The sequence below is a fragment of the Mycolicibacterium lutetiense genome, from assembly GCF_017876775.1.
GTDB lineage: Bacteria > Actinomycetota > Actinomycetes > Mycobacteriales > Mycobacteriaceae > Mycobacterium > Mycobacterium lutetiense.
The window spans coordinates 2,591,313-2,616,959 of sequence record NZ_JAGIOP010000002.1 but is presented as its reverse complement, the minus strand read 5'-3'; the positions used below and the strand labels follow the sequence as shown (position 1 = coordinate 2,616,959).

General features: G+C 66.8%; 24 protein-coding genes and 1 riboswitch. Of the genes, 16 read left to right on the top strand and 8 right to left on the bottom strand.

Going from position 1 to position 25,647, the window contains the following annotated elements; translation table 11 throughout:
• Positions 1 to 177: 177 nt before the first annotated feature.
• Positions 178 to 1,686 carry an Rv0964c family protein gene (locus tag JOF57_RS21900; RefSeq protein ID WP_209919942.1) on the bottom strand — a complete coding sequence of 503 codons (1,509 nt, stop codon included), beginning with the start codon at positions 1,684 to 1,686 and terminating at the stop codon, positions 178 to 180.
• A 552-nt stretch (positions 1,687 to 2,238) separates the two neighbouring features.
• Here JOF57_RS21900 and JOF57_RS21895 point away from each other — a divergent pair.
• The 4 genes from JOF57_RS21895 to JOF57_RS21880 all read left to right on the top strand — a co-directional run bounded on the left by JOF57_RS21895 (position 2,239) and on the right by JOF57_RS21880 (position 4,618).
• Positions 2,239 to 3,318: a class I SAM-dependent methyltransferase gene (locus JOF57_RS21895; protein ID WP_209923598.1), complete on the top strand. Its 1,080-nt coding sequence runs from the start codon at positions 2,239 to 2,241 to the stop codon at positions 3,316 to 3,318.
• 155 nt (positions 3,319 to 3,473) lie between these two features.
• Positions 3,474 to 3,725 (top strand): hypothetical protein, encoded by a 252-nt coding sequence (locus tag JOF57_RS21890; RefSeq protein ID WP_209919941.1) that lies wholly within the window; start codon positions 3,474 to 3,476, stop codon positions 3,723 to 3,725.
• Positions 3,726 to 3,751: 26 nt separating this feature from the next.
• The gene (locus JOF57_RS21885; protein WP_209919940.1) at positions 3,752 to 4,264 is read left to right on the top strand and encodes a GNAT family N-acetyltransferase; all 513 of its coding nucleotides are present in this window, start codon (positions 3,752 to 3,754) and stop codon (positions 4,262 to 4,264) included.
• Positions 4,265 to 4,303: 39 nt separating this feature from the next.
• The gene (locus tag JOF57_RS21880; protein WP_209923597.1) at positions 4,304 to 4,618 is read left to right on the top strand and encodes a hypothetical protein; all 315 of its coding nucleotides are present in this window, start codon (positions 4,304 to 4,306) and stop codon (positions 4,616 to 4,618) included.
• Here the strand turns inward: JOF57_RS21880 and JOF57_RS21875 are convergent.
• Together JOF57_RS21875 and JOF57_RS21870 are read right to left on the bottom strand one after the other, a co-directional pair.
• Complete coding sequence (locus tag JOF57_RS21875) at positions 4,615 to 5,355, bottom strand: MBL fold metallo-hydrolase (RefSeq protein ID WP_209919939.1); 741 nt, start codon at positions 5,353 to 5,355, stop codon at positions 4,615 to 4,617. The two genes, JOF57_RS21880 and JOF57_RS21875, sit on opposite strands and share 4 nt — an antisense overlap.
• Before the next feature lie 71 nt (positions 5,356 to 5,426).
• Positions 5,427 to 6,686, bottom strand: a complete 1,260-nt coding sequence (locus JOF57_RS21870; protein ID WP_209919938.1) for an RNA-guided endonuclease InsQ/TnpB family protein — start codon at positions 6,684 to 6,686, stop codon at positions 5,427 to 5,429.
• A gap of 224 nt (positions 6,687 to 6,910) precedes the next feature.
• Between JOF57_RS21870 and fgd the strand changes: the two genes are divergently transcribed.
• From fgd to JOF57_RS21855, 3 genes are read left to right on the top strand one after another with little or no spacing between them, the layout of a single operon-like run.
• Positions 6,911 to 7,930: a glucose-6-phosphate dehydrogenase (coenzyme-F420) gene (gene fgd / locus JOF57_RS21865; RefSeq protein WP_209919937.1), complete on the top strand. Its 1,020-nt coding sequence runs from the start codon at positions 6,911 to 6,913 to the stop codon at positions 7,928 to 7,930.
• 16 nt (positions 7,931 to 7,946) lie between these two features.
• Positions 7,947 to 10,031 (top strand): phosphate acetyltransferase, encoded by a 2,085-nt coding sequence (gene pta / locus JOF57_RS21860; protein ID WP_209919936.1) that lies wholly within the window; start codon positions 7,947 to 7,949, stop codon positions 10,029 to 10,031.
• Positions 10,031 to 11,161, top strand: coding sequence for an acetate kinase (locus JOF57_RS21855; RefSeq protein ID WP_209919935.1), 1,131 nt, complete (start codon positions 10,031 to 10,033; stop codon positions 11,159 to 11,161). Before pta ends, JOF57_RS21855 begins: the two co-directional genes overlap by 1 nt.
• Positions 11,162 to 11,169: 8 nt before the next feature.
• Here JOF57_RS21855 and JOF57_RS21850 read toward each other — a convergent pair whose 3' ends face one another.
• From JOF57_RS21850 to glnX, 3 genes are read right to left on the bottom strand one after another with little or no spacing between them, the layout of a single operon-like run.
• Positions 11,170 to 13,446, bottom strand: coding sequence for a serine/threonine-protein kinase PknG (locus tag JOF57_RS21850; RefSeq protein ID WP_209919934.1), 2,277 nt, complete (start codon positions 13,444 to 13,446; stop codon positions 11,170 to 11,172).
• Positions 13,446 to 14,396 (bottom strand): glutamate ABC transporter substrate-binding protein, encoded by a 951-nt coding sequence (locus JOF57_RS21845; protein ID WP_407666591.1) that lies wholly within the window; start codon positions 14,394 to 14,396, stop codon positions 13,446 to 13,448. The genes JOF57_RS21850 and JOF57_RS21845 overlap by 1 nt, the downstream gene beginning before the upstream one ends.
• A gap of 50 nt (positions 14,397 to 14,446) precedes the next feature.
• Positions 14,447 to 15,766: a protein kinase G-activating protein GlnX gene (gene glnX, locus JOF57_RS21840; RefSeq protein WP_209919932.1), complete on the bottom strand. Its 1,320-nt coding sequence runs from the start codon at positions 15,764 to 15,766 to the stop codon at positions 14,447 to 14,449.
• Between the two features lie 133 nt (positions 15,767 to 15,899).
• Between glnX and JOF57_RS21835 the strand changes: the two genes are divergently transcribed.
• Positions 15,900 to 16,406: an NUDIX hydrolase gene (locus JOF57_RS21835; RefSeq protein WP_209919931.1), complete on the top strand. Its 507-nt coding sequence runs from the start codon at positions 15,900 to 15,902 to the stop codon at positions 16,404 to 16,406.
• Here JOF57_RS21835 and thiE read toward each other — a convergent pair.
• On the bottom strand, positions 16,390 to 17,061 hold the full coding sequence (thiE, locus tag JOF57_RS21830; protein WP_209919930.1) for a thiamine phosphate synthase: 672 nt from the start codon (positions 17,059 to 17,061) through the stop codon (positions 16,390 to 16,392). The two genes, JOF57_RS21835 and thiE, sit on opposite strands and share 17 nt — an antisense overlap.
• 35 nt (positions 17,062 to 17,096) lie before the next feature.
• Positions 17,097 to 17,211, top strand: a riboswitch (TPP riboswitch).
• Between thiE and thiO the strand changes: the two genes are divergently transcribed.
• The 6 genes from thiO to JOF57_RS21800 all read left to right on the top strand — a co-directional run bounded on the left by thiO (position 17,201) and on the right by JOF57_RS21800 (position 21,672).
• Complete coding sequence (gene thiO / locus JOF57_RS21825) at positions 17,201 to 18,217, top strand: glycine oxidase ThiO (protein WP_209919929.1); 1,017 nt, start codon at positions 17,201 to 17,203, stop codon at positions 18,215 to 18,217. (Overlaps the previous riboswitch by 11 nt.)
• A complete protein-coding gene (gene thiS, locus JOF57_RS21820) occupies positions 18,214 to 18,414 on the top strand; it encodes a sulfur carrier protein ThiS (protein WP_209919928.1) in 201 nt (66 codons plus the stop codon). Before thiO ends, thiS begins: the two co-directional genes overlap by 4 nt.
• Positions 18,407 to 19,165 carry a thiazole synthase gene (gene thiG / locus JOF57_RS21815; protein ID WP_209919926.1) on the top strand — a complete coding sequence of 253 codons (759 nt, stop codon included), beginning with the start codon at positions 18,407 to 18,409 and terminating at the stop codon, positions 19,163 to 19,165. Before thiS ends, thiG begins: the two co-directional genes overlap by 8 nt.
• 82 nt (positions 19,166 to 19,247) lie before the next feature.
• Positions 19,248 to 20,009, top strand: a complete 762-nt coding sequence (locus tag JOF57_RS21810) for an SGNH/GDSL hydrolase family protein (protein ID WP_307870071.1) — start codon at positions 19,248 to 19,250, stop codon at positions 20,007 to 20,009.
• Positions 20,006 to 20,917: an ABC transporter ATP-binding protein gene (locus JOF57_RS21805; RefSeq protein WP_209923593.1), complete on the top strand. Its 912-nt coding sequence runs from the start codon at positions 20,006 to 20,008 to the stop codon at positions 20,915 to 20,917. Before JOF57_RS21810 ends, JOF57_RS21805 begins: the two co-directional genes overlap by 4 nt.
• A complete protein-coding gene (locus tag JOF57_RS21800; protein ID WP_209919924.1) occupies positions 20,914 to 21,672 on the top strand; it encodes an ABC transporter permease in 759 nt (252 codons plus the stop codon). Before JOF57_RS21805 ends, JOF57_RS21800 begins: the two co-directional genes overlap by 4 nt.
• A 6-nt stretch (positions 21,673 to 21,678) precedes the next feature.
• On the opposite strand, the gene JOF57_RS21795 is transcribed toward JOF57_RS21800, so the two are convergent.
• Positions 21,679 to 22,359, bottom strand: a complete 681-nt coding sequence (locus JOF57_RS21795) for a slipin family protein (protein WP_209919922.1) — start codon at positions 22,357 to 22,359, stop codon at positions 21,679 to 21,681.
• Positions 22,360 to 22,693: 334 nt separating this feature from the next.
• On the opposite strand from JOF57_RS21795, the gene JOF57_RS21790 reads away from it, so the two are divergent.
• Both JOF57_RS21790 and JOF57_RS21785 read left to right on the top strand, forming a co-directional pair.
• Positions 22,694 to 24,199, top strand: a complete 1,506-nt coding sequence (locus JOF57_RS21790; RefSeq protein WP_209919919.1) for a M28 family metallopeptidase — start codon at positions 22,694 to 22,696, stop codon at positions 24,197 to 24,199.
• Complete coding sequence (locus JOF57_RS21785; protein ID WP_209919917.1) at positions 24,196 to 25,632, top strand: M28 family peptidase; 1,437 nt, start codon at positions 24,196 to 24,198, stop codon at positions 25,630 to 25,632. The genes JOF57_RS21790 and JOF57_RS21785 overlap by 4 nt, the downstream gene beginning before the upstream one ends.
• Positions 25,633 to 25,647 lie beyond the last annotated feature (15 nt).

Sequence of the window (25,647 nt, the reverse complement as noted above, 5' to 3'; positions counted from 1 at the left end):
ACCCCGACTCCTTTTTTCCAGTCAGGGTAGGGAGCGAGGAGCGCGGCGATAGCTCCTAAGCAGGTGCTACCCCAGTAAATACGGCGCTGAGAACTGCGACTGTGGTCGAAGAACTGTTGGATCAGCGCTACCGCTACGGCGGTGATAAGGATTGCAATACATACATTTGACACGCGATTATTTACCCATCATCCAGTCCACAGCTTTTTCTCCTCCGATACCGCCCGCAAGCGCGCCAAGGAACCCAACGACGAGTGTGCCCTCGGGTCCGACGAGTGTTCCCCAAGCCGCGCCGGCTGCCCACCCGCCGAGCATCGTTCCGGCGGTTCGCCCGCCGAATTCTGCGGCTTCTGTGCCTAGAGGTGCGCCCTGCAGAATATCGATTGCAGTGATTACAGCGTCTGCGCCAGTGCCGACCGCGCCCAATTTCGAGCCGAAGCCTTTCAGTGCTTCAACATCGGCGTGTGACCACACGGGGGCTTTGCCCCAGTGTTCGCCGCTCGGCATAGCGTTACCGTGGGCTTTGGCGCCCTCGCCCAAATTGCTGGCCTGGGTCGCAAGGCCTCCGGTGGCTTCTTTGATGACTTGATCGGGAGACTTCCCGTTCTTGACCTCTTCAACCGCAGCCTTGGCCCCGTCCTGCGATACCCCGAAATGTTCCAGGTCGTTCGTGAATTGAGTCAGCAAACGCGCGCGGCCCTCGACTTCCAATCGGTCCATTAGCCGGGTTGCGTCGTCCGGTGTCATGCTCCCTGGATGCGCGGCCACTTGGCCATTCTCGAAGGCGCGTTGCATTTCGAGCCTGGCGTGCGCGCGGGTGCGGGCGTCACCGCCGACAACGGTGTCCTTCGCCAGGGGGCCGGTGAACTGCGACATGCGGTGGTCATCGAGTCGTTCAGCTGCCAAGCGGCGTGCCTTTTCGCCACCATGGATAGCAGCGTGGCTGGTGGGGTTGGAGATGGTTTCATAGTCGCGCAGACGGGCCACCGCCTCGGCCTCCTCTCGGCTCATATGGCCCGGCTGGCCCTCGAAGCTGGTCGAAGAAGAGGTCCTGCCCTCGGCTTTGGCTTTGTCGACGAGGGCCTGGTCCTTTGCGCGCTGCCCGGACTGGTCATACTGCTGGGCGGTTGCGGCAGGGTCATCGGGCCTTCCGGCGGCATTGGGAGCACCATCATTTACGTCGGGCGGCGTTGTTCCTGTGGCCGTGGCGATCTCTCGCGCCAAGTCGGCGTCCACCAAATCGGCATCTGCCAGGACGGCCGCGATATCTGACTCTAAGCCCGCAACCTTCGACGCGACTTTCTCGGCGGCTTCCTCGGTCAGATGGCTGGTGTCCGGAGGGATTACCTGGTTCGTGGACTCGTTGATCTCGACCGCAGGCTGTTCGGCGGCATAGTCGAGGATGGCCTTGACCTTCTTCGAAATGTCCTCGGCGTCCTGTGTGGCGTCCTCCATGCCCCCCGCTGCACTGCGCAGATTCTCCGCTGTGGCTTCGTGGTTTTGGGCGGTTGCTCCCATCGCGGACTTGGCCGCGTCACCTCCCTCGCCTTCCCACCTTGAGGCAGTGGTCAGTGAGCGGTAGAACTCAGCCGCCTTCGAGTGGTTACCGACGGCCTCGCGTGTAGCTTTCGCTAGGTCACCGATTTCGCTATGCCAGTCCTTCAGTTCGTTTAGCGGCAATGACATGCTCACAGCTCACAGATCAATGCCGGCGTCGCTGATTCCCTCGGCCTTGTCTGTGTCGGTCCCTACATATCGAGTCGCTGCCTCGCGGTGCCCTTCGGCGTGCCTCGTGAAGTGGCGGCCAAAACGGATACCGTCGGCCTCCCACTCCGCAAGCATCGCCGGCAACGCACTGCCGGCAAGGCCAGACCCCAAACGTGCCTGACTAGCCTGCCAATGCGTCGCCTGGTGACCGTCGAGGAATTCAGCCGAGTGTCCATCTATGTGGTCCGCCGTCAGATGCAACTCGGTGGGATCGACTTTCAACGGCTCGTTTGGCTTAGGCATTGTGCCCCCCTCTGGCAATATCCTCGCAGCAAATCTTACCGGCTGGTGATCGACCGTATGGGCGCCAATTGAAGCTCATACTTCTGGGGCTGATAAGGCTGACCCACCTCCGTATTGACTGAGTGTGGTGACGGACAGGTGCTGTTGTCAGGGTCGCCGCCCGTCCGACAACCTTGATGCAGCAGCGGCAAACGTGCTCAAGGCAGGCAGGTAGCCTGGGCGGGCGTGATGGCAAATGGCACCGATCAGCAGGCAATTAGCGAAACCGCAGAGGATTTCTTCGAACGGATCACCTCGGCGATCGACAGCGCAGGGTTGACCCTCCTGCTGAGTATCGGCCACCAAACCGGACTGTTCGACACCATGGCGCAGCTATCGCCGGCAACGAGCGCCGAGATCGCCGCCGCGGCCGGCCTCGACGAACGCTACGTCCGAGAGTGGCTGGGCGGGATGGCCGCCGGCCGGGTGGTCGACTACGACGCCGAGTCCTCGACATACCGGTTGCCCGCCCACCGCGCCGCTGCGCTGACGCGCGACTCCGGCCTGGGCAATCTGGCCCGCCTGGCCCAGTACGTCCCGCTGATGTGCGAGGTCGAGCAGAAGATCCTCGGCTGCTTCCGCGAGGGCGGCGGTCTGCACTACGACGACTATCCGCGTTTCCACACCGTGATGGCAGAGCGCAGCGGTGAGGTGTTCGACGCGGCCCTGATCAGTGCCGTGCTGCCGTTGGTCGACGGCCTTCCGCAACGGCTCGAGAGCGGAATCGACGTCGCTGATTTCGGTTGCGGCAGCGGATACGCGATCGGCGTGATGGCCCGGGCCTATCCGGCCAGCCGATTCACCGGTATCGACTTCTCACCGGAAGCGATCGCCACCGGGGCCGCCGAGGCGGAGCAGCGCGGATTGACCAATGTCTCGTTCCTGCCTGCGGACCTGGCCGATCTGGACCAGACCGCGACGTACGACGTCATCACCGCATTCGACGCGATTCACGATCAGGCGCGGCCGGCCCGCGTTCTGGAGAACATCTATCGCGCGCTGCGGCCGGGTGGCGTGCTGGTGATGGCCGACATCAAGGCTTCGAGTCGGCTGGAGGACAACATCGGCACCCCGATGGGTACCTATCGCTACGCCGTGTCCCTGACGCACTGCATGTCGGTCTCGCTCGGCCTGGGCGGCGCCGGGCTGGGCACGATGTGGGGCAGGCAGCTGGCGGTGTCGATGCTCGCCGACGCCGGGTTCACCGACGTGGACGTCACCGAAGTCGAGCAGGACCCGTCGAACTACTACTACCTGGCCCGGAAGTGATTGCCCGTTGCCGGGCAATTCATCTGCCGCCGTACGACGACCCTCCCGGGTAAGACGGCTCCGCCGGGTAGGACCCCCACGACGCTGGTGAAGGCCATGACGGGTCGGCCGGGTAGGTGGAATCGGCCGGGTAGGACGAAACCGGTGACGTCGCAGTGGCGGTGCCGATACCGGCAAAAGGTATGAGAATGGTGGCGCCGAACATCGGTCCGGCGATGAGCAGTTTTTTTGTGACGCCAGAAATTGATTTAATCCCCATTTTGAACCCCTCCCCGGGTCGCCATGTGTGGCACATCAAAAACAAATTGAGAATGCACCTAGCGCCTGGTCAACGCAAGATTTACGGCAGCGTTGAAAATGCTTTTATTGCCGAGGAAAATTCATTTCGCATTTCTCCTTCCGGCTAAATGGGCGCGTTGAATTAGCCGTGGGTATGCAATCGGTGGTTAAGTCAGCCCCCGTGAGTGGTGTGCGGTTCGTCGCGGTCGGCCTGGATGATCCCTTGGCCGAACCGTTGCTGGCGGAGTTGTCGGTGGAGTACTCGGAGCGCTACGGCGGCACACCCGAACTGATGCTGGGCTGGCTGCGTGGAAAGTCCGCCGACGAGTTCGCGCCACCCGGCGGCGGGCTGTACGTCGGGGTGCTCGACGGCGTGCCGGTGACCGGTGGCGCATTCACCCGATTCGACACCGAGACCGCCGAACTCAAACGCATCTGGACCGACAGTCGTTACCGGCAGCGGGGATACGCCAGGGTGCTCCTGGCCCACCTCGAAGGCGAGATCGCCGCACGCGGGTACCGGAGGGTCTATCTGACGACGGGTCACCTGCAGCCGGAGGCCGAGGCGCTCTACGACTCCGCGGGCTACACCCGGCTGATCGCCCCGATGCCGGCCGAGGCGGAAGGGGCGGTGTTCCCGATTGCGTTCGAGAAGCAGTTGAGCTGACCACGCCGGTTAGGCTGGCCACCGGAGTTGTCGTCACCGCTGGGGGTGCATTTGCCGAGTGTGCAGGTGTTCGTGGGGTCGTTGCTGCTGGTTGCAGCGGTGATGGTGTTCGCATCCGGGGTGGCGGTCCGGGTGTTCATCGGCCGCCGGGCCGAATCGGCGGAATCGCGGCGACGGATGCACGCATTCCGCCGGACCAAGTTTGCCCGGGTGCTGTTCGGATCGGTGTACGACGACGAGGTGTTCGACCCCGACGAACTCGATCAGATGGTCCTGATGCCGACGATCGTGCTGGCCTGCGGACTGTGCCTGACCGGGTTCTTCCTACTCGGGTACCGCATCCTGCAGCACTAGGCGCGGCGGCCGGCGGCCTGCCGGGCGGCCTCTGCGATCGGGCCGCGCCACAACGGGCCGTGGCCGGGCAGCATGATGTCGGTACCCAGCACCCCGAGCGTCTCGAGGCTGCGCAGACAGCCGTCCTCGTCGTGGTTGAACAGGGCAGGCAGCAGCGTCGGGCCGGTGTGCCGCAACAGCGGGTGCCCCGTCACCAGGGCGTCGCCGCTGACCAGAGCGCCGCCGACGATGAACGAACAGTGTCCGCCGGTGTGACCCGGCGTGGGCACGGCTACCGGCGCCCCGGGTAGCCCGGCGGCGATCTCGGCGGTCAGCCCCTGCGCAGTGGGAATACCGGCGTGATTCATCCCGCCCTTGGCGGTGATGGTGGCCGCCCACTTCAGCCAGCGGGGCTGCCAGATGTTGCGCACCACATCGGCGGGTGCAGCCTGCTCGAGATATTCACGCTTGGCGTGACCGAGTTCGGTCTCGTGGCAGAACACCGGTATCCCATGGGTTTTCGCGAGCCAGATCGCGGTGCCGAAGTGGTCGACGTGAGCGTGGGTGAGCAGTACGGCGGCGATGTCGTCGATGGAGTAGCCGAGTTGGTTCACCGAGCCGATGACGTCCTGGCGCTGGCCCGGGAACCCGGCGTCGATCAGCATGACCCGGTCCCCGTCGGTCACCAGCGTCCAGTTGACCAGGTCAGTCTGGGCGAAGTGCACATGCTCGGTGATCGCGGTGAGGACTGCTGCCATGCCGCGAGTTTAGGGACTGGAATGAAGCCTCCGCCGTCTTGAAGGAGGCGGTTTCCCTACTGGCGCCGTTGTTAGGCGGCGGTTTTCGGGTTTTGACGTTTCACGGCCTGCCTGGTGGCGTTGGGCTCCACGTCCTGCAAGGCCACTTCCTGGCCCCGGTGTTTGATTACGATCGCGGCGTTGGTGTCAGCGTTGCCGGTCCACCCGCATGCTGGGTTTGCGCATCGGAACAACGCTTGGTTTTCGCGTTGCCCCTCTGCGGTGGACCCGCATCGGTGGCACGTCTGCGACGTGCCGTGTGGCCGGACCCGGATGACCCGTGCCCCTGCTTGATCGGCCTTGTATGTGAGCAGTGTCAGGATCTGGGTCCATCCTTGATTGAGGATGGACCGGTTCAACCCGGACTTTTGTTTGACGTTCACCCCCGGTGCCTCGACGGTGCCTTTAGCGCTGCGGGTCATGTCCTTCACCCGCAGGTCCTCCAGAACCAGCGTAGCCATCCCGGTTGCGACCAGTGCAGCGGTGGATTGGTGTGCGAAGTCGTACCGGCGTCGGGCCTGGCGGGCTTTCAGGCCCGCGATCTGGGCGTAGGTCCGCAACAGTCTGCGGCTTGCTGTGCGGCCGCGGAGTGTCCCTGCCCGCTGCCGCGCGGCTCGACGTTCAAGACGGTACAGACGTTTCTTCTCACCCGAAGCGAGGGTGGAGGCTTGGTCGATGAACGACCCGTCCGACAGTGCCAGAGTGTGGATCACGCCGCGGTCGATACCGACACTGCCCCGTTGCGCTCGGCGCTGGCGGGGTTTCACAACCTGGTTTTCACCGCGCACCACCAGCATCCAGCCAAATGCCTCCCGCACCACCCGCGCACCGGTGACCCGTTCAGGCATGCTGCGGTGCAACCGGACCTTGACCATCCCGACTTTCGGAATGGCCACGGTGGCCCACTTGCGATTGAGGCGGGTGAGGTTGAGATCGCGAGCTTGGGGCACGTCAACCGCGCGACGTGCACGACGCGTTTTCCAGTTCGGCCGGCTATGGGTGCCGTTCCAACAATTCAACCAAGCTTGCTTGTAAGCCTTGAGTACCTGCTGCGCAGCCTGGGCGGGCAGGATCGCCAGCCAGTCGATGTCTTTGCGGGCCTGGCGGATAGCAGCATCTGACTCGGGCCACGACGGCCACCGTCTCGACGCCTCATAGAACGTGTGGTGGGCGTGGATCAAATTCCACAACGCCCGAGCAGCGTCGGCCTGTCGAGCCAACACCTCCGACTGTGCTGCAGACGGCGCCAGCGGATACTTCACACACCGCTTGACCACCATCAACTCGCTCACAGCGGCAGTATCGTCCACACCCCTGACATGATCATTGGTTGATGCACCACGCTGGCAACCAAACAGGGATGTACGCACTGGTAAGGCATGCCGTCTGCAATCTGCTCGTGCATTTGGCCTTCGTCACCATGTGGGCAAGGTCGGTTGGTAGAGCTGCGCAAAGTTAGTTGGTAGAAACGAACCCGTGGCGCACCCGTGGCGCGCCCAGGGAGTAGAAACGAACCGTGGCTGAACTCAAACTTGGTTATAAGGCGTCGGCGGAGCAGTTCGCGCCCCGGGAACTCGTCGAGCTGGCCGTGCTGGCCGAAGCGGCGGGGATGGACAGCGCGACGGTCAGCGACCATTTCCAGCCCTGGCGCCACGAGGGCGGGCATGCGCCGTTCTCGCTGGCCTGGATGACGGCGGTGGGCGAGCGCACCGAGCGACTGATCCTGGGCACCTCCGTGCTGACGCCGACGTTCCGGTACAACCCGGCGGTGATCGCGCAGGCCTTCGCGACCATGGGCTGCCTTTACCCGGGCCGCATCTTCCTCGGGGTGGGCACCGGTGAGGCGCTCAACGAGATCGCCACCGGATACATGGGGGAGTGGCCGGAGTTCAAGGAGCGCTTCGCCCGCCTGCGCGAGTCGGTCAAGCTCATGCGTGAGCTGTGGGTCGGCGACCGCGTCGATTTCGAGGGCGAGTACTACACGCTGCGGGGCGCCTCGATCTACGACGTGCCCGAGGGCGGTATCCCGGTGTACATCGCCGCGGGCGGCCCGGTGGTGGCCAAATACGCGGGTCGCGCAGGTGACGGGTTCATCTGCACCTCCGGCAAGGGTGAGGAGCTGTACAAGGACAAGCTCATCCCCGCGGTCAAGCAGGGCGCCGAGGCCGCCGGCCGCAATGTCGAGGACATCGACCGGATGATCGAGATCAAGATCTCCTACGATCCCGACCCGAAGCTGGCGTTGGAGAACACCCGGTTCTGGGCGCCGCTGTCGCTGACGCCCGAGCAGAAGCACTCGATCGAGGATCCGATCGAGATGGAGAAGGCGGCCGACGCGCTCCCCATCGAGCAGGTCGCCAAGCGCTGGATCGTCGCCTCGGATCCCGATGAGGCGGTCGAGAAGGTCGGCCAGTACGTCAACTGGGGCCTCAACCATCTGGTGTTCCACGCCCCCGGGCACGATCAGCGTCGGTTCCTCGACCTGTTCAAGAAAGACCTGGAGCCCCGGCTGCGCGCACTCGGGAGCGGGGCATGAGGCAAAATCTGAGGCGATGAATGATGACAGTCTGGCTTCGATCGCGACTGCCGTATACGTAGCCTCACCCGAAGGCGACACCGGCAAGTCGACGATTGCGCTGGGCATCCTGCATCGACTTGCCGCGACGGTGCCGAGGGTCGGGGTGTTCCGCCCGATCACCCGCCTCGGCGAGAATCGGGATTACATCCTCGAACTGTTGCTGTCCGGTGCCACGGCCGGGCTGAGTTACGACGAGTGCGTCGGGGTCAGCTACCAGCAGGTGCACGAGGATCCCGACATCGCGATCGCCGACATCGTCGATCGGTTCCACCGCGTGGCCGAGCGGTGCGATGCCGTGCTGATCGTCGGCAGCGACTACACCGACGTCGCCACCCCCAGCGAGCTGAGCATGAACGCGCGCATCGCGGTCAACCTCGGTGCTCCCGTCGTGCTCGCGGTCAAGGCCGCCGACCGTACGCCCGAGGAGGTCGCCCAGGTGGTCGAGGTGTGCCTGGCCGAGCTGAGCCATCAGCACGCCCACGCCGCGGCCGTGGTTGCCAACCGGTGTGACCCGGCGCAGTTGGACGCGGTGGCCGGGGCCCTCAAACCCCTCGGCCCGCCCGCCTATGTGCTGCCCGAGGAACCGTTGCTGGTGGCGCCGTCGGTCAGCGAATTGCAGGTGGCGGTCGACGGCACCATGATCGCCGGGGATCCCGAGCTGCTGTCCAGGGAGGCGATGGGCGTGATGGTGGCGGGGATGACCGCCGAGCATTGTCTGGAGCGGCTGACCGAAGGCGTCGCCGTGGTCACCCCGGGCGACCGGTCCGACGTCGTGCTGGCACTGGCCAGTGCCCATGTCGCCGAAGGCTTTCCGTCACTGTCCTGCATCATCCTCAACGGCGGGCTCGAGCTGCACCCGGCCATCGCCGCGCTGGTCGAAGGTCTGGGGCTGCGGCTGCCCGTCATCGCCACCAAGTACGGAACCTTCGAGACCGCGAGCCGGCTTGCCGGTACGCGCGGCCGGGTCACCGCGACCTCGCAACGCAAGATCGACACGGCGTTGGCGCTGATGGAGCGCCACGTCGACGTCAACGACCTGTTGGCGCAACTGAGCATCCCGATTCCCGCGGTGACCACGCCGCAGATGTTCACCTACCAGCTCCTTGACCGAGCCCGCTCACACCGCAGGCGCATCGTGCTGCCCGAGGGCACCGACGACCGCATCCTCAAGGCTGCGGGCCGGCTGTTGCAACATGAGGTGGCCGAGCTGACCATCCTGGGTGAAGAGAGTCAGATCCGTTCGCGTGCAGCCGAACTCGGGGTGAACATCGATGCCGCCGTGGTGCTCGATCCGCTCACCAGCACATTGTGTGACCAGTTTGCCGAGCAGTACGCCGAAATACGCCGCAAGAAGGGCGTGACCGTCGAGCAGGCCCGCGAGATCATCCACGACGTCTCGTATTTCGGCACGATGCTGGTGCACAACGGGATGGTGGACGGCATGGTGTCGGGTGCCGCGCACACCACCGCCCACACGGTGCGGCCGGCCTTCGAGATCATCCGCACCGCGCCCGGGATTTCCACGGTGTCGAGCATCTTCCTGATGTGCCTGGCCGACAAGGTGCTGGCCTACGGTGACTGCGCGATCGTGCCCGATCCGACATCGGAACAACTTGCCGACATCGCGATCTCCTCGGCGCACACCGCAGCACAGTTCGGCATCGACCCGCGGGTGGCGATGCTGTCCTATTCGACGGGAACCTCGGGCACCGGTGCCGACGTCGACAAGGTCCGGGCCGCAACCGAATTGGTGCGCAAACGGGAACCAGATCTGTTGGTGGAGGGGCCGATCCAGTACGACGCCGCGGTGGAGCCGTCGGTGGCGGCGACCAAGATGCCTGATTCGGCCGTGGCCGGCCGGGCTACCGTGCTGATCTTCCCGGATCTCAACACCGGCAACAACACGTACAAGGCGGTTCAGCGCAGCGCCGGCGCCGTCGCGATCGGCCCGGTGCTGCAAGGGCTCAACAAACCCGTCAACGATCTGTCCCGGGGAGCCCTGGTGGAGGACATCGTCAACACCGTGGCGATCACGGCGATCCAGGCGCAGGGGCATTGATGACGGTTCTGGTGATCAACTCGGGCTCCTCGTCGCTGAAGTATGCCGTGGTGAACCCGGCTACCGGGCAGTCCCTGGCCGACGGGATCGTCGAGGAGATCGGTTCCGGTCCGGTACCCGATCACGAGGCTGCGCTGCGCATCGTGCATGAGGTGCTCGCTTCCCAGGGCATGCACCTCGACACGCTCGGACTGACCGCGGTCGGACACCGGGTGGTGCACGGCGGCACCATCTTCTACCGGCCCACCGTGATCGACGATGCGCTGGTGGCCAAGCTCGAAGAGTTGTCACCGCTTGCGCCACTGCACAACCCGCCGGCGATCCTCGGTATCGAAGTGGCCCGCAAGCTGTTGCCGGACCTGCCGCACATCGCGGTGTTCGACACCGCGTTCTTCCATCGACTGCCCGAGGCTGCCGCAACGTACGCGATCGACCGCGAGATCGCGCAGCGTTGGCAGGTCCGTCGCTACGGCTTCCACGGCACGTCGCATGAGTACGTCAGCCGGCAAGCCGCTGCCTTCCTGGACCAGCCCTATGACTCGCTGAATCAGATTGTGCTGCACCTGGGGAGCGGGGCGTCGGTGTCGGCCATCGCCGGTGGCTGTCCGGTCGATACCTCGATGGGTATGACGCCGATGGAGGGCCTGGTGATGGGCACCCGCAGCGGTGATGTCGACCCTGGCCTCATCATGTACCTGTGGCGTACTGCGGGTATGAGCGTCGAAGCGATCGAGACAATGCTCAATCGGCATTCCGGGATGCTCGGTCTGGCCGGCCAGAACGACTTCCGCAAGGTGCACGAGCTCATCGAATGCGGTGACGAGAACGCGCAATCGGCCTACGACGTCTACATCCACCGGCTCCGCAAGTACATCGGCGGCTACCTGGCGGTGCTCGGGCGCACCGACGTCCTCAGCTTCACCGCGGGTGTGGGGGAGAACAACGCCGCTGTGCGCCGCGATGCGCTGGCCGGGTTGATCGGTCTGGGCATCGAGATCGACGAGGAACTCAACGCGGTGCGGTCGGGCCAGGCGCGGCGGATCTCGACGCCGGACTCACGGGTCACCGTGTTGGTGGTCCCGACCAACGAGGAGCTGGCGATCGCGCGGGCCGTCGCGGCCGTGACCTGAGGCCCGACTCAGAACGTCGACATCGGCCGCACACTGTTGGCCAGGTCGATCAGGGCGTAGCGGTGCGACTGGGTGGGGGCGATGCGGGCCAGCGCCCGCAGCGACGCCTCGACGCCGAGCTTGAGACCGTGCTCGGTGAACGGGAATCCGAGAATGTGATTGCTGCTCGCCGTGTTGTCGGCCAGCCAGTCCATCGCGGTGCCCAATACGAGTGCCCGGATCTGCAGCACCCGCGGTTCCGAATCGGGCAGCGCCTCCACCCGCCGCGCCGCATCGCGGATGTTCTGCTCGGTGATCTCACCGGTCGATCGCCCGGACAGCAGCGTGACCGCACTCGTCAGCCGGGCCGTGGTGAAATGTCGTGAGGTGGGGGGAACTTCGTCCAGAGTCTGGACTGCCTTGTCCCGCGACCCGGCGACCGACTCGGCGCGGGCGAACCCGAAGCCGGCCGAGATCACGCCGTTGTCGGTGCTCCACACGGTGTTGTAGAACTTCAGCTCGTCGGCGGATCCGGCCAGCTCGGCCGTCGCGGCCAACGCCAGCTTGGGGGCCAGCTCCCCGGGTAGCGTGTCCAAGACCTCGGTGAAATGCTTTGTGGCCGAGTCATAATCGGCTGACAGCATCTCGGCCACACCGCGGAACCAGACCAGTCGCCAGCGCCACCCGGCCCAGACGGCCAGGTCGTCGAGCTTCCGGGTGGCCTTGGCGACATCGCCCAGATCGAGCAGGGCACGTGCCTCCATCAACGGCAGTTCCACCGATTCGGAGATGTCCACACCTTCGGCGTCGATCGTGCCGTGGCGTGCCGCGCGCAGCTGGTCCAGGGTGTGTACGGGCTGACTGAGCACACTGGCCGCCAGGATCGGGGCCCCGACGTCGGTCCGGTCCACCAGCGGCACCGGCAGGGCCCGCACGATCTCCTGCGCGGTGAGCTTCTCCGAATGGACCTGCCCGTCAACGTAAACGTCGGTGTGCGCCACCAACAGGTCGACCCCGAACGTCGACCGGGACGGGCTGAACATCGTCGAGAGACCGGGGCGGGGGATCCCGGTGTCGGCCGCCACCACTTCGCGCAGCACCCCGAGCAGCTGCGACGACATCTCCTCGGCGCTGTGGAAACGCCGCCGCGGATCGGGATCGATGGCGCGGCGCAGGAAGCGGCCGAACGAATCGTAGGTCTCGAGCACCGGATCTTCGGATGGCAGCCCGTCGACGTAGCGGCCCCGGCGGGTCCGCAGATTCAGGGTGAGCGCGGCCAGCGTGCGTCCCACGGTGTAGATGTCGGTGGCGACCGTCGGCCCGGTGCGCACGATCTCGGGCGCCTGGAATCCCGGTGTGCCGTAGAGATATCCGTAGGAATTGAGTTTTGACACCGCGCCGAGGTCGATCAGCTTGAGCTGCTCCTCGGTGATCATGATGTTCTCGGGTTTCAGGTCGTTGTAGGCCAGCCCGATCGAATGCAGGTAGCCCAGCGCGGGCAGGATCTCCAGCATGTAGCCGATCGCCTCGGCCACCGGGAGCCGAGTTCCCCTGGCCTGCTTGAGCGACGTTCCGCCGACGTACTCCATCACGATGTACCCGACCGGGTTGCCGTGCTTGTCATCGTGTTCGACGAAGTTGTAGATCTTCACGATTCCCGGGTGCGTCACCTCGGCCAGGAACTGGCGTTCGGCCATGGCGATCACCTGGGCCTCGGCGTCACCGGAATGCACCAGGCCCTTGAGCACCACCGGGCGTTCGTTCACGTTGTGGTCGAAGGCCAGATACACCCAGCCCAACCCGCCGTGGGCGATACAGCCCTTGATCTCGTACTGGTCGGCGACGATCTCGCCCGGGGACAGCTGCGGCAGGAACGAATATGCGCTGCCGCAGTGCGGGCACCAACCCTCCGACAGGGCATGCGCATCCGATGAGGCCCGACCGACCGGCTTGCCGCAGTTCCAGCAGAACCGCTTCTGCTCGGCCACCACCGGATTGGTCATCAGCGCTGTCAACGGATCGCGCTCGGGCACCCGCACGATCTCCACGAGCCCACCGCCGAGCCTTCGGATCGGCGAGAGGATCCGGGTGGCGATCGTGGCGAGGTTCTGCGGTTCGGTGTCGTCGATGCCGAAGGGCGCATCGTCGGCATCGTCGAACTCCGGGCGGAACACCGCCTGGGTGGCCATGGGCCGCAGGGTCGAGTCCATGTCGAGGTCTTCGGGGCTCGCCGGCTGCGTCCCGGGACCGCCCTCGGCATCGGGGTCGCTGGCCGCCGGGAGTCCGGTGTCGTCGGGCTTCTTCATCAGTCGACATACCTCGCGACCGGGGGTGAGGGCGCGGGCCCCAGCACCGTCAACCACTTGCGGTACAACGTGTTCCAGGTGCCGTCGCGCCGGATACGTTCCAATGTGCCGTTGACGACCCGCACCAGGTCGGTGTTGTCCAGGTTCAGCCCGATTCCGTAGGGCTCCTCGTTGAGGCTGGGACCGACGATGTGCAGATAGGGATCCTGGGACACCAGCCCGGCCAGGATCGAATCGTCGGTGCTGACCGCGTCGGCCTGCCGCTGCTGCAGCGCCACCAGACAGTCCGCCCAGGTCACCACCGAGACGATGATCGGCGACGGGCTGATCTGCTGGATTCGTTTGAGCGAGGTGGTGCCGTCCACCACGCACACCCGCTTGCCCGAGAGATCGGAGGCCTGCGAGATGTTGGAGTCACGGGCGGCCAGGATGCGTTGGTGGGCCATCAGATACACCGTGGAGAAGTTCACCTGCTTGCGGCGCTCACAGGTGATCGTCATGGTCTTGACCACGATGTCGACCTGATTGTTCTGCAACGCGGTGATCCGGTCGGCCGAGGACAGGATGCGGTACTCCACCTGGGACGGGGTACCGAAGATGTCGCGGGCCACCTCACCGGCGATGTCGACGTCGAACCCGTTGATCTGACCGGTGATCGGATCCCGGAACGAGAACAGGTTGCTGCCGATGTCCAGCCCCACGACCAACCGTCCGCGGTCGCGGATCTTGGCCATTGCCGCCTCGGCGTCGGCCTTGTTGCTGAACGGCCTCAAGCTTGCGGTGCGGTCGCACTGTTCGGTCTCGGCCGTCGGCACCCGCACCGGCTGGGGCGCCATCTCCTGCATGCCTGCCGGGCTGGGCGGCGACAGTGTCATCGCCGGCGTAGTCAATGCCGGTGCACTCTGACCGCACCCGGCCACCGCCACGGCCGCGGTGAGGGCCGCCAACATCTTTCGCAGATTTCTCAGCTGCGGCTGTCTCTTCTTCGCGCGAGCGCTCATCAGCGGTACTCGCTGAGTCGAGGCCACAATCCCAGCGCCACGGCCAGTGCTGCCGCCAGGCTGAGCAGGGCGGCACCCACGGTCGCACCGGACAGCACCCGGCGGGCATTGGCGATATCGCTGCGCAACTGGCTGCGGCTGTGCTCGATGGCTTTGGACAACGCGTCGTCGAGCTTGTCGAAGGCCGACGTGGAATCGTCCTCGCCGGTGCCCAGCGCCACCTGCGTCGCGGCCTGGTAGTTGCCTACCGCGATATACGCGTTGATCCGGTCGTCGGCTGCACGCCATTTGGTGAGCAGATCCTCGGCACCCGTCAGGTCGCTCTTGTCGATACCGGTGTCGCGGGCCAGATATTGGGTGAGCTGCTGTTGCATGGCCTCGATGCGCTGGTAGTAGGACTGCTTACGCAGGTTCTCGTCGCCACGCCGGATCAGGGCCAGGGTCTCGTCGGCCCGGGCCTGCTGGGCGGTGATGGCCAGGTTGGTCACGGTCTTCAGGGATTCGGCCGCGGTGTCCTTGGCGCTGCGACTGTCCGACGTCGAGATCACCAGTGCCGTCGTCACCCAGATCAGCATGATCAGCACGGCCATCCCGCCGGCCACGAAACCGATGTTGACTCGGCGTCGGGTGCGTCGCGCCAGCCAGCGGTTGGCGAACGCGCCGAACATCAGCGTGGCCAGCACCACCAGCATCACCGCGGCCGGGATCCGGGTGGAGGCCGTCGTCTCGGCATCCACCCGTGCCGAGGTCTCCTCGTAGAGGCGTTGCGCGTCGGGCAGGATCTGCGACTGCATCATCGCCGAAGCTTCCGACAGGTACGACGAGCCCACCGGGTTGCCGGCCCGGTTGTTGGTCCGCGCAGTCTCCACCAGGCCGGTGTACACCGCCAGGCGCGCGTTGATCCGGCCGAGTAGCTGGACCAGCCCTTCGTCGGTCAGCCCGCTCGACGCCCTGGTCACCGCCACCGAGGCATCGGTGATGGCCTGCTCGTAGCGCTGTCGTACGTCACGGGGCTCGGCTCCGGCGATGAAGGCCGTGGCCGCGGCGGCGTCGGCGACCGACAGCGTGGTGTAGAGCTGGCCCGCCGCGAATGCCAAGGGTTCGGTGTGATCGAGCACCGTGGTCAGCGCCTGCTGGCGGTCGTTGATCGTGGTGGACGTGGCGAACGCGCTGGCGATGACCAGCCCGGCCAGCACCACACCGATGGTCAGGATGCGTCCCGGGGTGGTCCACAGAAACCACCACCGCGGATGGGCAGGAGTGGTCGGCGACCGGGACGCGAGCGGTTCGGTCGACGGATGTGCCAACTCCACAGTCACCTGCGCACGGACCTCATTTAGTTTCGGTGCTTACGGCTTCCTCCACACTATAAAAAAATTCTGAGAGCGCCCGCATAGGCTCGCGGAGAAATTGGGGGAAGGCGAATCTGGCTGCGTTCCTTATCCTGTACGGGTGCATGGCGACGGCGACGGCTGGGTGTTCTCCGACAACGGTGCCCGGTACTGGGGGCGCCATGGTGCGGCCGGCCTGCTGTTGCGGGCCCCGTGGCCCGGCGGATCGGCCGCCGTACTGCTGCAACATCGGGCGCCGTGGAGCCATCAGGGCGGAACCTGGGCGTTGCCCGGCGGTGCGCGCGACAGTCACGAGACCGCCGAGCAGGCCGCGGTCCGGGAAGCGCACGAGGAAGCCGGGGTGACGGCCGAGCAGCTCACCGTGCGGACCACGGTGGTGACCGCCGAGGTCGCCGGAATCGGCGGCACACATTGGAGCTACACCACGGTGATCGCCGATGTGCCCGCACCGCTGGAGACGATCCCCAACCGGGAGAGCTCGGAGTTGCGCTGGGTGGCCGAGGACGAGGTCGCCGAGCTGCCGCTGCATCCCGGGTTCGCCGCGAGCTGGCCGCAGCTGCGGGAAGTGACCGCGACGCTGCCGCTGGAGCTCAACCCGCCGCGCTGATCGCAGTCTTGAGCTCGGCAGCGGCGGCCCGGGGATCCTCGGCTGCGGTGATCGCGCGGACCACCACGATGCGCCGGGCACCGGCAGCCAGCACCTCGGGCAGCCGCTGCGCATCGATCCCGCCGATGGCGAACCACGGTTTGGCCGGGTTCAGCGCCGCCGTCGAACGCACCAGATCCAGTCCCGGCGCGTTGCGGCCCGGCTTGGTCGGGGTGGGCCAGCACGGGCCGACACAGAAATAGTCCACGGGTTCAGCGATGGCGGCGGCTACCTGCGCGGCGTCATGGCTGGAGCGCCCGATCACCGGACGGTCCCCGATGATGCCGCGGGCGATGTCCAGCGGCAGATCGTCCTGGCCCAGGTGCAGGATGTCAGCCCCGGCCGCCAGTGCGATATCGGCGCGGTCGTTGACCGCGAGCAACGCGCCGTGGCGGCGGGCCGCGTCGCCCAGGATCTCCAGTGCCTCCAGTTCCTGACGCGCCTCCAGCGGGCCGAACTGCTTCTCCCCGGCCGAACCCTTGTCCCGGAGCTGGATCAGATCCACCCCGCCGGCCAGCGCCGCGTCGGCGAATTCAGCCAGGTCACCACGCTCCCGTCGGGCGTCGGTGCACAGGTACAGGGTGGCGCGCTGCAAACGGTCGGCCGGTGATTCCACACCGCGACGGTAGCCGGTACCGCCCGAGTACCCTGGACGGGCAATACGGGGGCCCCTGGAACGTGGGGCTGAGAGTGGGCATCCGGACCGGCCCTGACCGTCACACCTGATCCGGGTAATGCCGGCGAAGGGAGCGGATATGGCGCGAACACTCGCCGTCATCGGCGGCGGTGTCATCGGGCTGTCTGTGGCACGCCGGGCCGCACTCGACGGCTGGACCGTGCGGCTGCACACCACCACCGAGCGCGGCGCCTCGTGGGTGGCCGGCGGCATGCTGGCCCCGCACAGCGAAGGCTGGCCGGGCGAAGAGCAGATCCTGCAGATCGGTCTCGAATCGCTGAAGCTGTGGCACTCGGGATTCCTCGACGGGCTGGCGCCCGAGGTGGTCACCGCCCGGGAGTCGCTGGTGGTCGCCGTGGACCGGGCCGATGTAGCCGATCTGCGTACCGTCGCTGAATGGCTGTCCGCCCAGGGACAGCCCGTCGAGCTGACCACGGCCGCCCGTGACGTGGAACCCCTGCTGGCCCAGGGCATCCGGCACGGATTTCGGGCCACCACCGAACTCGCCGTGGACAACCGCGCGGTGGTCGACGGGCTAGCCGCACACTGCGAGCGGCTGGCCGTGCGATGGGCCGGGCCCGTCGACGATCTGGCCGAACTTGATCGAGACGGCGCCCCCGACCAGCGGGTGATCGCCAACGGGATCGACTCCCCGAAGCTCCTGCCCGGCCTGCCGGTGCGCCCGGTCAAGGGTGAGGTGCTGCGGCTGCGGTGGCGTAAGGGCTGTATGCCGGTGCCGCAGCGGGTGATCCGGGCCCGGGTGCACGGCCGGCCGGTGTACCTGGTGCCGCGGGCCGACGGTGTGGTGGTCGGTGCCACCCAGTACGAGCACGGGCGCGACACCGCGCCGGTGGTCAGCGGGGTGCGCGATCTGCTCGAAGACGCCTGCGCGGTGATGCCCGCACTGGGCGAGTACGAGCTGGCCGAGACGGCGGCCGGGCTGCGGCCCATGACGCCCGACGGGCTGCCGATCGTCGAGCGTGTCGACGAGCGCACGCTGGTGGCCGTCGGGCACGGCCGGAACGGATTTCTGTTGGCGCCGTGGACCGCTGAGCGGGTCGCGGCTGAGCTCGAGATGAGTGTGGGAGCGAAATGATCACCATCACGGTCAACAACGAGGCCATGGAGGTGGACGACCAGACCACCGTCGAGGGACTGCTGGAAACCCGTGGCTTCCCGGACAAGGGCATCGCCGTCGCGCTGGACTGGACGGTGCTGCCCCGGTCGGAATGGGACCGGACGCTGGCCGACGGCGCCCGGGTGGAGGTTGTGACGGCGGTGCAGGGTGGGTGACTCGAATCTCGTAATCGGCGGCCGGGAGTTCGGGTCCCGGCTGATCATGGGGACCGGCGGCGCACCGAATCTGGCGGTGCTGGAAGAGGCTCTGGTCGCCTCCGGGACCGAGTTGACGACCGTCGCGATGCGGCGGGTCGACGCGTCGGGTGGAACCGGGGTGCTCGATCTGCTCAACCGCCTGAACATCGCGGCGCTGCCCAACACCGCGGGCTGCCGCGGTGCGGCCGAGGCCGTGCTGACCGCGCAGCTGGCCCGTGAGGCGCTGGGCACCGACCTGATCAAACTCGAAGTCATCGCCGACGAACGCACGCTGCTGCCCGACGCCATCGAATTGGTCAAGGCCGCAGAACAATTGGTCGACGACGGGTTCATCGTGCTGCCCTACACCAACGACGACCCGGTGCTGGCCCGCCGGCTGGAGGACACCGGGTGTGCCGCGGTCATGCCGCTGGGCTCGCCGATCGGCACCGGCCTGGGCATCTCCAACCCGCACAACATCGAGATGATCGTCGAGCAGGCCGGGGTGCCGGTGGTGCTGGACGCCGGGATCGGTACCGCGTCGGATGCCGCGCTGGCGATGGAACTGGGGTGTGACGCGGTGCTGTTGGCCACGGCGGTCACCCGGGCTTCCGATCCGCCCACCATGGCCGCGGCGATGTCCGCAGCCGTCACCGCCGGGTATCTGGCACGGCAGGCCGGCCGGATCCCGAAGCGGTTCTGGGCGCAGGCGTCGAGCCCCGCGCTGTGATGTCGCGCCGAGTCTGCGGTGAGATCGTGAAAATGAACAAAATCGCGTTCTGGGCGCAGTCTCGACGCGGGGGAACTGTGTTGTGAAACGCTATGTGGCCCTGGGCAGTTCGATGGCTGCCGGGCCGGGGATCAAGCCGTCGGCCGAAGGTGCGCCATGGCAGGCGGGCCGCTCGGCGCGCAATTACCCGCATCTGGTGGCGGCCCGGCTCGGGCTCGATCTGGTGGACGTGACCTACTCCGGCGCCACCACCGCGCACATCCTGAGTGAACATCAGAACGGTGCGCCGCCGCAGATCGAGGCACTCGACGGGTCCGAAGCCCTCGTCACGGTCACGATCGGCGGCAACGACGCCGGCTATGTGCCCCAGTTGATGGCGGCTGCGCTGCCGCGTTTCATCCGGTCCCTGCCGTTGGTGGGGTCGTCGCTCCGCGGCCTGCTCGATCCCGATGCGCGTGCGGCGGCGTTGACGCAGGTGGCCGACTCGCTGGTGACGGTGGGACGTGAGATCCGGCAACGCGCTCCGCAGGCCCGGGTGTTGTTCGTGGACTACCTGACCCTGCTGCCGCCGGAAGGTGTCGCGGCGTCGCCACTGTCGCAGGCCGATGCCGCGCTCGGGCGACATATCGCGGCGACCCTGGAACGACTCACCGGAGAGGCCGCGGCGCAAACCCAGTGCGGTTGGGTTCGCGCTGCACAGGCCAGCTTGGCGCACCATGCCTGGTCGGCACAGCCGTGGACCACGCGGCCCGGTTTGCCCTGGCCGCGGCGGCCCGCGCCACTGCACCCGAACGCCGCCGGCATGCGAGCGGTCGCCGATATGGTGGCGGAGTGGGAGCCATGATCGAACTGACCGGGCTGACAAAGCTCTACGGCACCCACCGCGCTGTCGACGATCTGACGTGCACCGTCGAACCGGGCGTGGTCACCGGCTTCCTCGGGCCCAACGGCGCAGGCAAGACCACCACGTTGCGGCTGATCCTCGGACTGGACCATCCCACTTCAGGGACTGCGACCATCGACGGCAAGCACTATCGGGAACTCCGCGATCCGCTGCGTAGCGTCGGCGCCCTACTCGACGCGCGGCAGGCCCATCCGAACCGGACCGCCCGCAACCATCTGCGCTGGATCGCCGCGGCGAACCGGATTCCGTCGACCCGGGTGGACGAGGTCCTCGAAACGGTCGGGTTGACGTCGGCAGCGGACCGCAATGCCGGGACGTTGTCGCTGGGCATGAGCCAGCGGATGGGGATCGCCGCCGCACTACTGGGCGATCCGCCGGTGCTGCTGTTCGACGAACCGGTCAACGGACTGGACCCCGAGGGCATCCACTGGGTGCGCACCCTGATGCGCGGCCTGGCCGCCGAGGGGCGCACGGTGTTCGTGTCCAGCCACCTCCTGGCCGAGATGTCCAACACCGCAGATCGGTTGGTGGTGATCGGTCAGGGCAGGTTGATCGCCTCGACCACCGTGAGCGAGTTCGTCAGCGGCACACCCGCCGACACCGTGCGGGTGCGCAGCCCCCAGTTGGAAACGCTGCGCGAGGTTCTCACCGGCGCCGGGTTCGAGGTGGAGGCCGCCGCCGACGGCGACGCGCTGGCGGTGCACGGCGCGGCCATCGAGGTGATCGGCGACCTGGCCGCACGCAACGCGATCGCCCTGCACGAGCTGAGCCAGCGGCAGGCCTCGCTGGAGGAGGCGTATCTGAAACTCACCGATGATGTCGTCGACTACCGGGCGGCACCGAAGTGAGCGCGCTGGCCGCGCTCGACGCCGAGCGCATCAAGCTGTCCACCACCCGCTCCCCGCTGTGGTCGACGGTCGGCGTCGCGGTGCTCAGCCTGGGATTGGCCGCCTTGCAGGGCATGACGACGGACCACTACTCCGCGCTGCCCCCGTCCAAGGCCGCCTTGGGTGTCGCGGTGTTCGGGGTTCCGGTCCTGATGGTGTTGTCCTCGATGACGATGACCGGCGAGTACCGCAGCGGGCTGATCCGCACCACGTTGCTGGCCACACCGAACCGTCTGCAGGTACTGACCGCCAAGGCGGTGGTGTGCGCCGCGTTCTCGTCGGTGTGCGCGGTGATGATGGTGCTGGCTTCGGTGCTGGTGGCCCGGATGGTCGCCGATCCGGTGGCCGGGACGCAGCTGTCGCTGGCCAATCCGGCGACGTGGCGGGTGGCCGGCGGGTTCGCGTTGTACGCCGCGCTGGCCGCGGTGCTCGGGGTGGCGGTCGGGGCGCTGGTGCGATTCGCGGCCGGTGCGGTGGCGGTCCTGCTGCTGTGGCCGCTGGTGGCCGAACCCCTGCTCGGCAACATGCCCAACTCCGGCCCCAAGGTCGGACCGTGGCTGCCGTTCTCCAACATGTTCACGTTCCTGCACGTGGAGTGGTTGTTCCCGGCGTATGTCACGTCCTGGGGTGAACTGGGCTCGCTGTTCTACTTCATGGCGTGGGTTGCGGCGGCGTTCGTCGCCGCGGCGGTGGTACTGACCAGGCGTGACGCCTGACCCGGATCACTCCGGGTCAGACGCCACGCTGCCGAGGGCCAGCACCACCTTCGACCCGTACGGCACCCGCTGGATCAGCTGCAGCTGAGCCAGGGCCGGGTGGGCGTCCAGCAGCTTGCCGGCGTTGGCCAGCGCGCGCAGTGCCGCGGTCTCGGCGCGGGCCGCTTCCAGCTTCGCCGCACCGGTGACCTTGGCGGTCACCAGCTGCATCGCCGCGGCCCGGATCTCGGCGGGGATGATCACGTCCTTGACGAACGCCTCGATCACCTGGACCCCGGTGCGGGCGCCGGCCGTCCGTGCCGCCGTAGCGATCGCCCCGGCGTCGATGCGGTTTCCACGCTGCATCACCTCATCGGCGGTGACCGCGGCGGCGAGGTCACGCAGGGCGATCTGCGCGGCCAGGTACACCGCGGCCATCGGATCGGCCGCCGCCTCCACGTAGGCCACGGCGTCACTGACCTTGAACTGCAGTGCGACGGTGATCCGCAGCGTCACCGCATCCGAGGTCAGCACCTCCTGCGGAGCCAGCGTGAGCACCTGCTCGCGCATCTCGACACGCACCACCGAGGCCGCCACATCAATGCGGTGGCGACCAGGGGGCAGGACACGACCCAGCGTGCCGTCGCGGTATTCCAGTGCGCACTGGCCTGCGGAAACGGTGATTCGGTTGAACGTGAAGATGCCCATGTCGTGTCCTCCTTCCGGTGTAAGTGTCTGTGCGGCAAAGGGATACCGCCGCCGGACGTGATCGGTGACGGGGCGTCGCACCCCGTACCGGCGGATGCGGGCCACAAAGTCGCTGATCGCGTGGACCCGGCGGCGGTATCGGGATGTGGAGGAGGATTCGAACCTCAGGCCCTTTACCTGTGCCACGGCGCCGCCGGCAACATGCAGAAGCGTTGCGGTACCCCGCTCGGCCTGCTTCCCTGTCGGCGCCGGGAAACACGTTCCCATCACGGCACATCGCCAGGCAACTGATTTATCGGTCTGCCAGATCGAGGCAGCAGCTACCGTGGGTGCAATGCGACGTACTTCGACGGGTGCGGTTCTCGGCGCGCTGGCGCTGATCCTGGGACTGGCCGGCTGTGATGCGAAAACCGAACTGAATACCGACGGGCAGCAGTCCCGGGAGTCCTCATCGGCGGCGGTGCAGTTCGCCGACGGGTTGCGCGAGCGGGTGTCGATCGACGCGATGATGGCCCATCTGGGCAAGCTGCAGGAGATTGCCGACGCGCACGACGGCAACCGCGCGCTGGGCACCGCGGGATACGACGCGAGCGTGGACTACGTCGCCGGCGCGCTGCGCGACAAGGGATTTGACGTAGAAACCCCCGAGTTCGAGGTGAAGCTCCCGTTCGCCGAAGACCCCCAGGTGACCGTCGGTGGCCAGCCCGTCACGGCCAAGCCGCTGGAGTTCACCATCGGCACCGACCAGGCGGGGGTGTCCGCGCCGCTGGTGCCGGCCAAGGTGGAGGACACCCCGGGGTGCCAGGCCGCTGACTACGACGGGCTGCCGGTCGCGGGTGCCGTGGTGCTGGTCGACCGTGGTTCCTGCGCCTTCGCCGACAAGCAGGCCGCGGCCGCCGAGCGCGGTGCGGTCGCGATGATCGTCGTCAACACCGACAACGACGAGAAGATGGGCGGCACGCTGGGCCGCAACACCGCGGTCAAGATCCCGGTGATCAGCGTGACCAAGGACGAGGGCACCCGGCTGCGCAACGCACCCGGTACCACCACGATCAAGCTCGTCGCCGGGGTACGCGTCGAGCGCACCCGCAATGTCATCGCCCAGACCAAGACCGGATCCACCTCGGATGTCGTGATGGTCGGGGCGCACCTCGACAGCGTCCCCGAAGGCCCCGGCATCAACGACAACGGTTCCGGGGTCGCCGCGGTTCTGGAAACTGCCCTGCAGCTGGGTGATTCACCGCAGGTGGCCAACGCGGTGCGGTTCGGCTTCTGGGGGGCCGAGGAAAAGGGTCTGCTCGGCTCGAACAACTACGTCGAATCCCTGGACACCGAAGCGCTCAAAGACATCGCGATGTACCTGAACTTCGACATGCTCGGCTCGCCCAACGCGGGTTACTTCACCTATGACGGCGACCAGTCCGCACCGCTGGACGAGCAGGGGCGCCCGCGGGTCCCCGAGGGCTCGGCGGGAATCGAGCGCACGTTGGCGAACTACCTTCAAGAGGCGGGAAAGACGCCGCGCGACACAAGTTTTGACGGCCGGTCCGACTACGACGGGTTCACCATGGCCGGGGTTCCCGCCGGTGGGTTGTTCTCGGGCGCCGAGGACAAGATGAGCGCGGAGGAGGCCAAGTTGTGGGCCGGCGAGGTGGACCAACCGTTCGATCCGAACTATCACAAGAGCACCGATACGCTTGACCACGTGAACCGGGATGCAATGCAGATTCATGGTGAGGGAGTCGCCTACGTTGTCGGGCTGTATGCCCAAGACCAGCGGGGCCGCAACGGTTTACCGATCCGCTCGGACCGCACCCGGCACCAGATCAACGCGCAGTGAGAGTGCGTCGACTCGCTATCATTTTGTTCGTTGCCGCACTGGCGGCCTGCTCGGCGGAGTCCACGCCGAAGGCGGTCCAGCCCGAGGAACTGGCGGGCCGGATCACCGTCGACGCCATGTTCACCCACCTGCGCAAGCTCCAGGAGATCGCCGACAGCCATGACGGCAAGCGCTCGGCCGGCAGTTCCGGATACGACGCCAGCGTCGACTATGTCGCACAACTACTGCGGGACAAGGGTTTCGACGTACAGACGCCGGAGTTCGAGCGGATGGGCGCGATGCGCGGAGGCAACCCGGCGCTGAACGTTTCCGGGCGCAGTTACCCCGTGGATCAGGCTTCGATGCTGGTGATGACGGCGCCGGGCGGGCTCAACGCGCCCACGTTGCGTCCGGTCAAACCCTCCGGATGCGCGGCCACCGACTACGGCTCGGTCAACATCTCCGGCGCCATCGCGGTCGTCGACGACATCGGGTGTTCCGTTGTGGCAAAACAGAACACCGCGTTGGCCAAGGGCGCGGTGGGGCTGCTGGTGGTCAACCGTGGGCGTCAGCCCGCTCCGGGTGGGCTGTTCAGCACCGGCTACTACCGTGAGCTCACCGTCCCGGTCGGGGTCATCGATGAGAATGCAGATGCGGCACTGTTAGGCACCAGCGCCCCGGTCCGGTTGACCCTCGACGGCAAAGCCGAGATGGTCACCTCCCGCAACGTGACTGCGCAGACGAAGACGGGTTCGGCGTCGGATGTGGTGCTCGTCGGCGCGCACCTGGACAGTGTGGGGGGCGGGCCCGGCATCAACGACAACGGGTCGGGGGTGGCTGCCGTACTGGAAACCGCGCTGCAGATGGGCAGTTCACCGAAGGCGACCAATGCGGTGCGGTTCGCGTTCTGGGGTGCCGAGGAGATGGGGCTGGACGGGTCGACACAGTACGTGCGCGGCCTGCCGCTGGATCAACTCGACGATCTCGCGCTGTACCTGAACTTCGACATGGTCGGCTCACCCAACGCCGGGTTCTTCACCCTTGACGGCGACCAGTCCGGCCAGGCCACCGATCCCAAGCCGATACCCGAGGGCTCGGCCGGCGTCGAACGGACCATGGCCGGATACCTGAACCTCGCCGGGGTGCGACCCGCGGACATGCCGATCGGCATCAACTCCGACTACCACCCGCTTCTGCAGGCCGGGGTACCGATCGGGGGCGTGACCACGGGATCGTCACAGCGCAAGACCGAAGTTCAGGCCCGATTATGGGGCGGACGGGCCGGGGCGGCGTTCGATCCGAACTATCACACCCGCCGCGACACCATCGACAACGTCGATGCGCGTGCGCTGGGAATCATGGGATCGGCCATCGCCTTCACCGTCGGCACGTACGCCCGGTCGATCGAGGGCCCCAACGGTGTGCCGGCGCGGGACAAGCGGCACCGCGGCTGAACCGTCGAGGGTAGG

Excerpts from the sequence above, each read along its gene's own strand:
- JOF57_RS21900 (WP_209919942.1), bottom strand. The coding sequence starts at position 1,686 with ATGTCATTGCCGCTAAACGAACTGAAGGACTGGCATAGCGAAATCGGT.
- JOF57_RS21895 (WP_209923598.1), top strand. The coding sequence starts at position 2,239 with ATGGCAAATGGCACCGATCAGCAGGCAATTAGCGAAACCGCAGAGGAT.
- JOF57_RS21885 (WP_209919940.1), top strand. The coding sequence starts at position 3,752 with ATGCAATCGGTGGTTAAGTCAGCCCCCGTGAGTGGTGTGCGGTTCGTC.
- JOF57_RS21875 (WP_209919939.1), bottom strand. The coding sequence starts at position 5,355 with ATGGCAGCAGTCCTCACCGCGATCACCGAGCATGTGCACTTCGCCCAG.
- pta (WP_209919936.1), top strand. The coding sequence starts at position 7,947 with ATGAATGATGACAGTCTGGCTTCGATCGCGACTGCCGTATACGTAGCC.
- JOF57_RS21855 (WP_209919935.1), top strand. The coding sequence starts at position 10,031 with ATGACGGTTCTGGTGATCAACTCGGGCTCCTCGTCGCTGAAGTATGCC.
- JOF57_RS21850 (WP_209919934.1), bottom strand. The coding sequence starts at position 13,446 with ATGAAGAAGCCCGACGACACCGGACTCCCGGCGGCCAGCGACCCCGAT.
- JOF57_RS21845 (WP_407666591.1), bottom strand. The coding sequence starts at position 14,396 with ATGTTGGCGGCCCTCACCGCGGCCGTGGCGGTGGCCGGGTGCGGTCAG.
- thiO (WP_209919929.1), top strand. The coding sequence starts at position 17,201 with ATGGCGCGAACACTCGCCGTCATCGGCGGCGGTGTCATCGGGCTGTCT.
- thiS (WP_209919928.1), top strand. The coding sequence starts at position 18,214 with ATGATCACCATCACGGTCAACAACGAGGCCATGGAGGTGGACGACCAG.
- JOF57_RS21805 (WP_209923593.1), top strand. The coding sequence starts at position 20,006 with ATGATCGAACTGACCGGGCTGACAAAGCTCTACGGCACCCACCGCGCT.
- JOF57_RS21795 (WP_209919922.1), bottom strand. The coding sequence starts at position 22,359 with ATGGGCATCTTCACGTTCAACCGAATCACCGTTTCCGCAGGCCAGTGC.
- JOF57_RS21790 (WP_209919919.1), top strand. The coding sequence starts at position 22,694 with ATGCGACGTACTTCGACGGGTGCGGTTCTCGGCGCGCTGGCGCTGATC.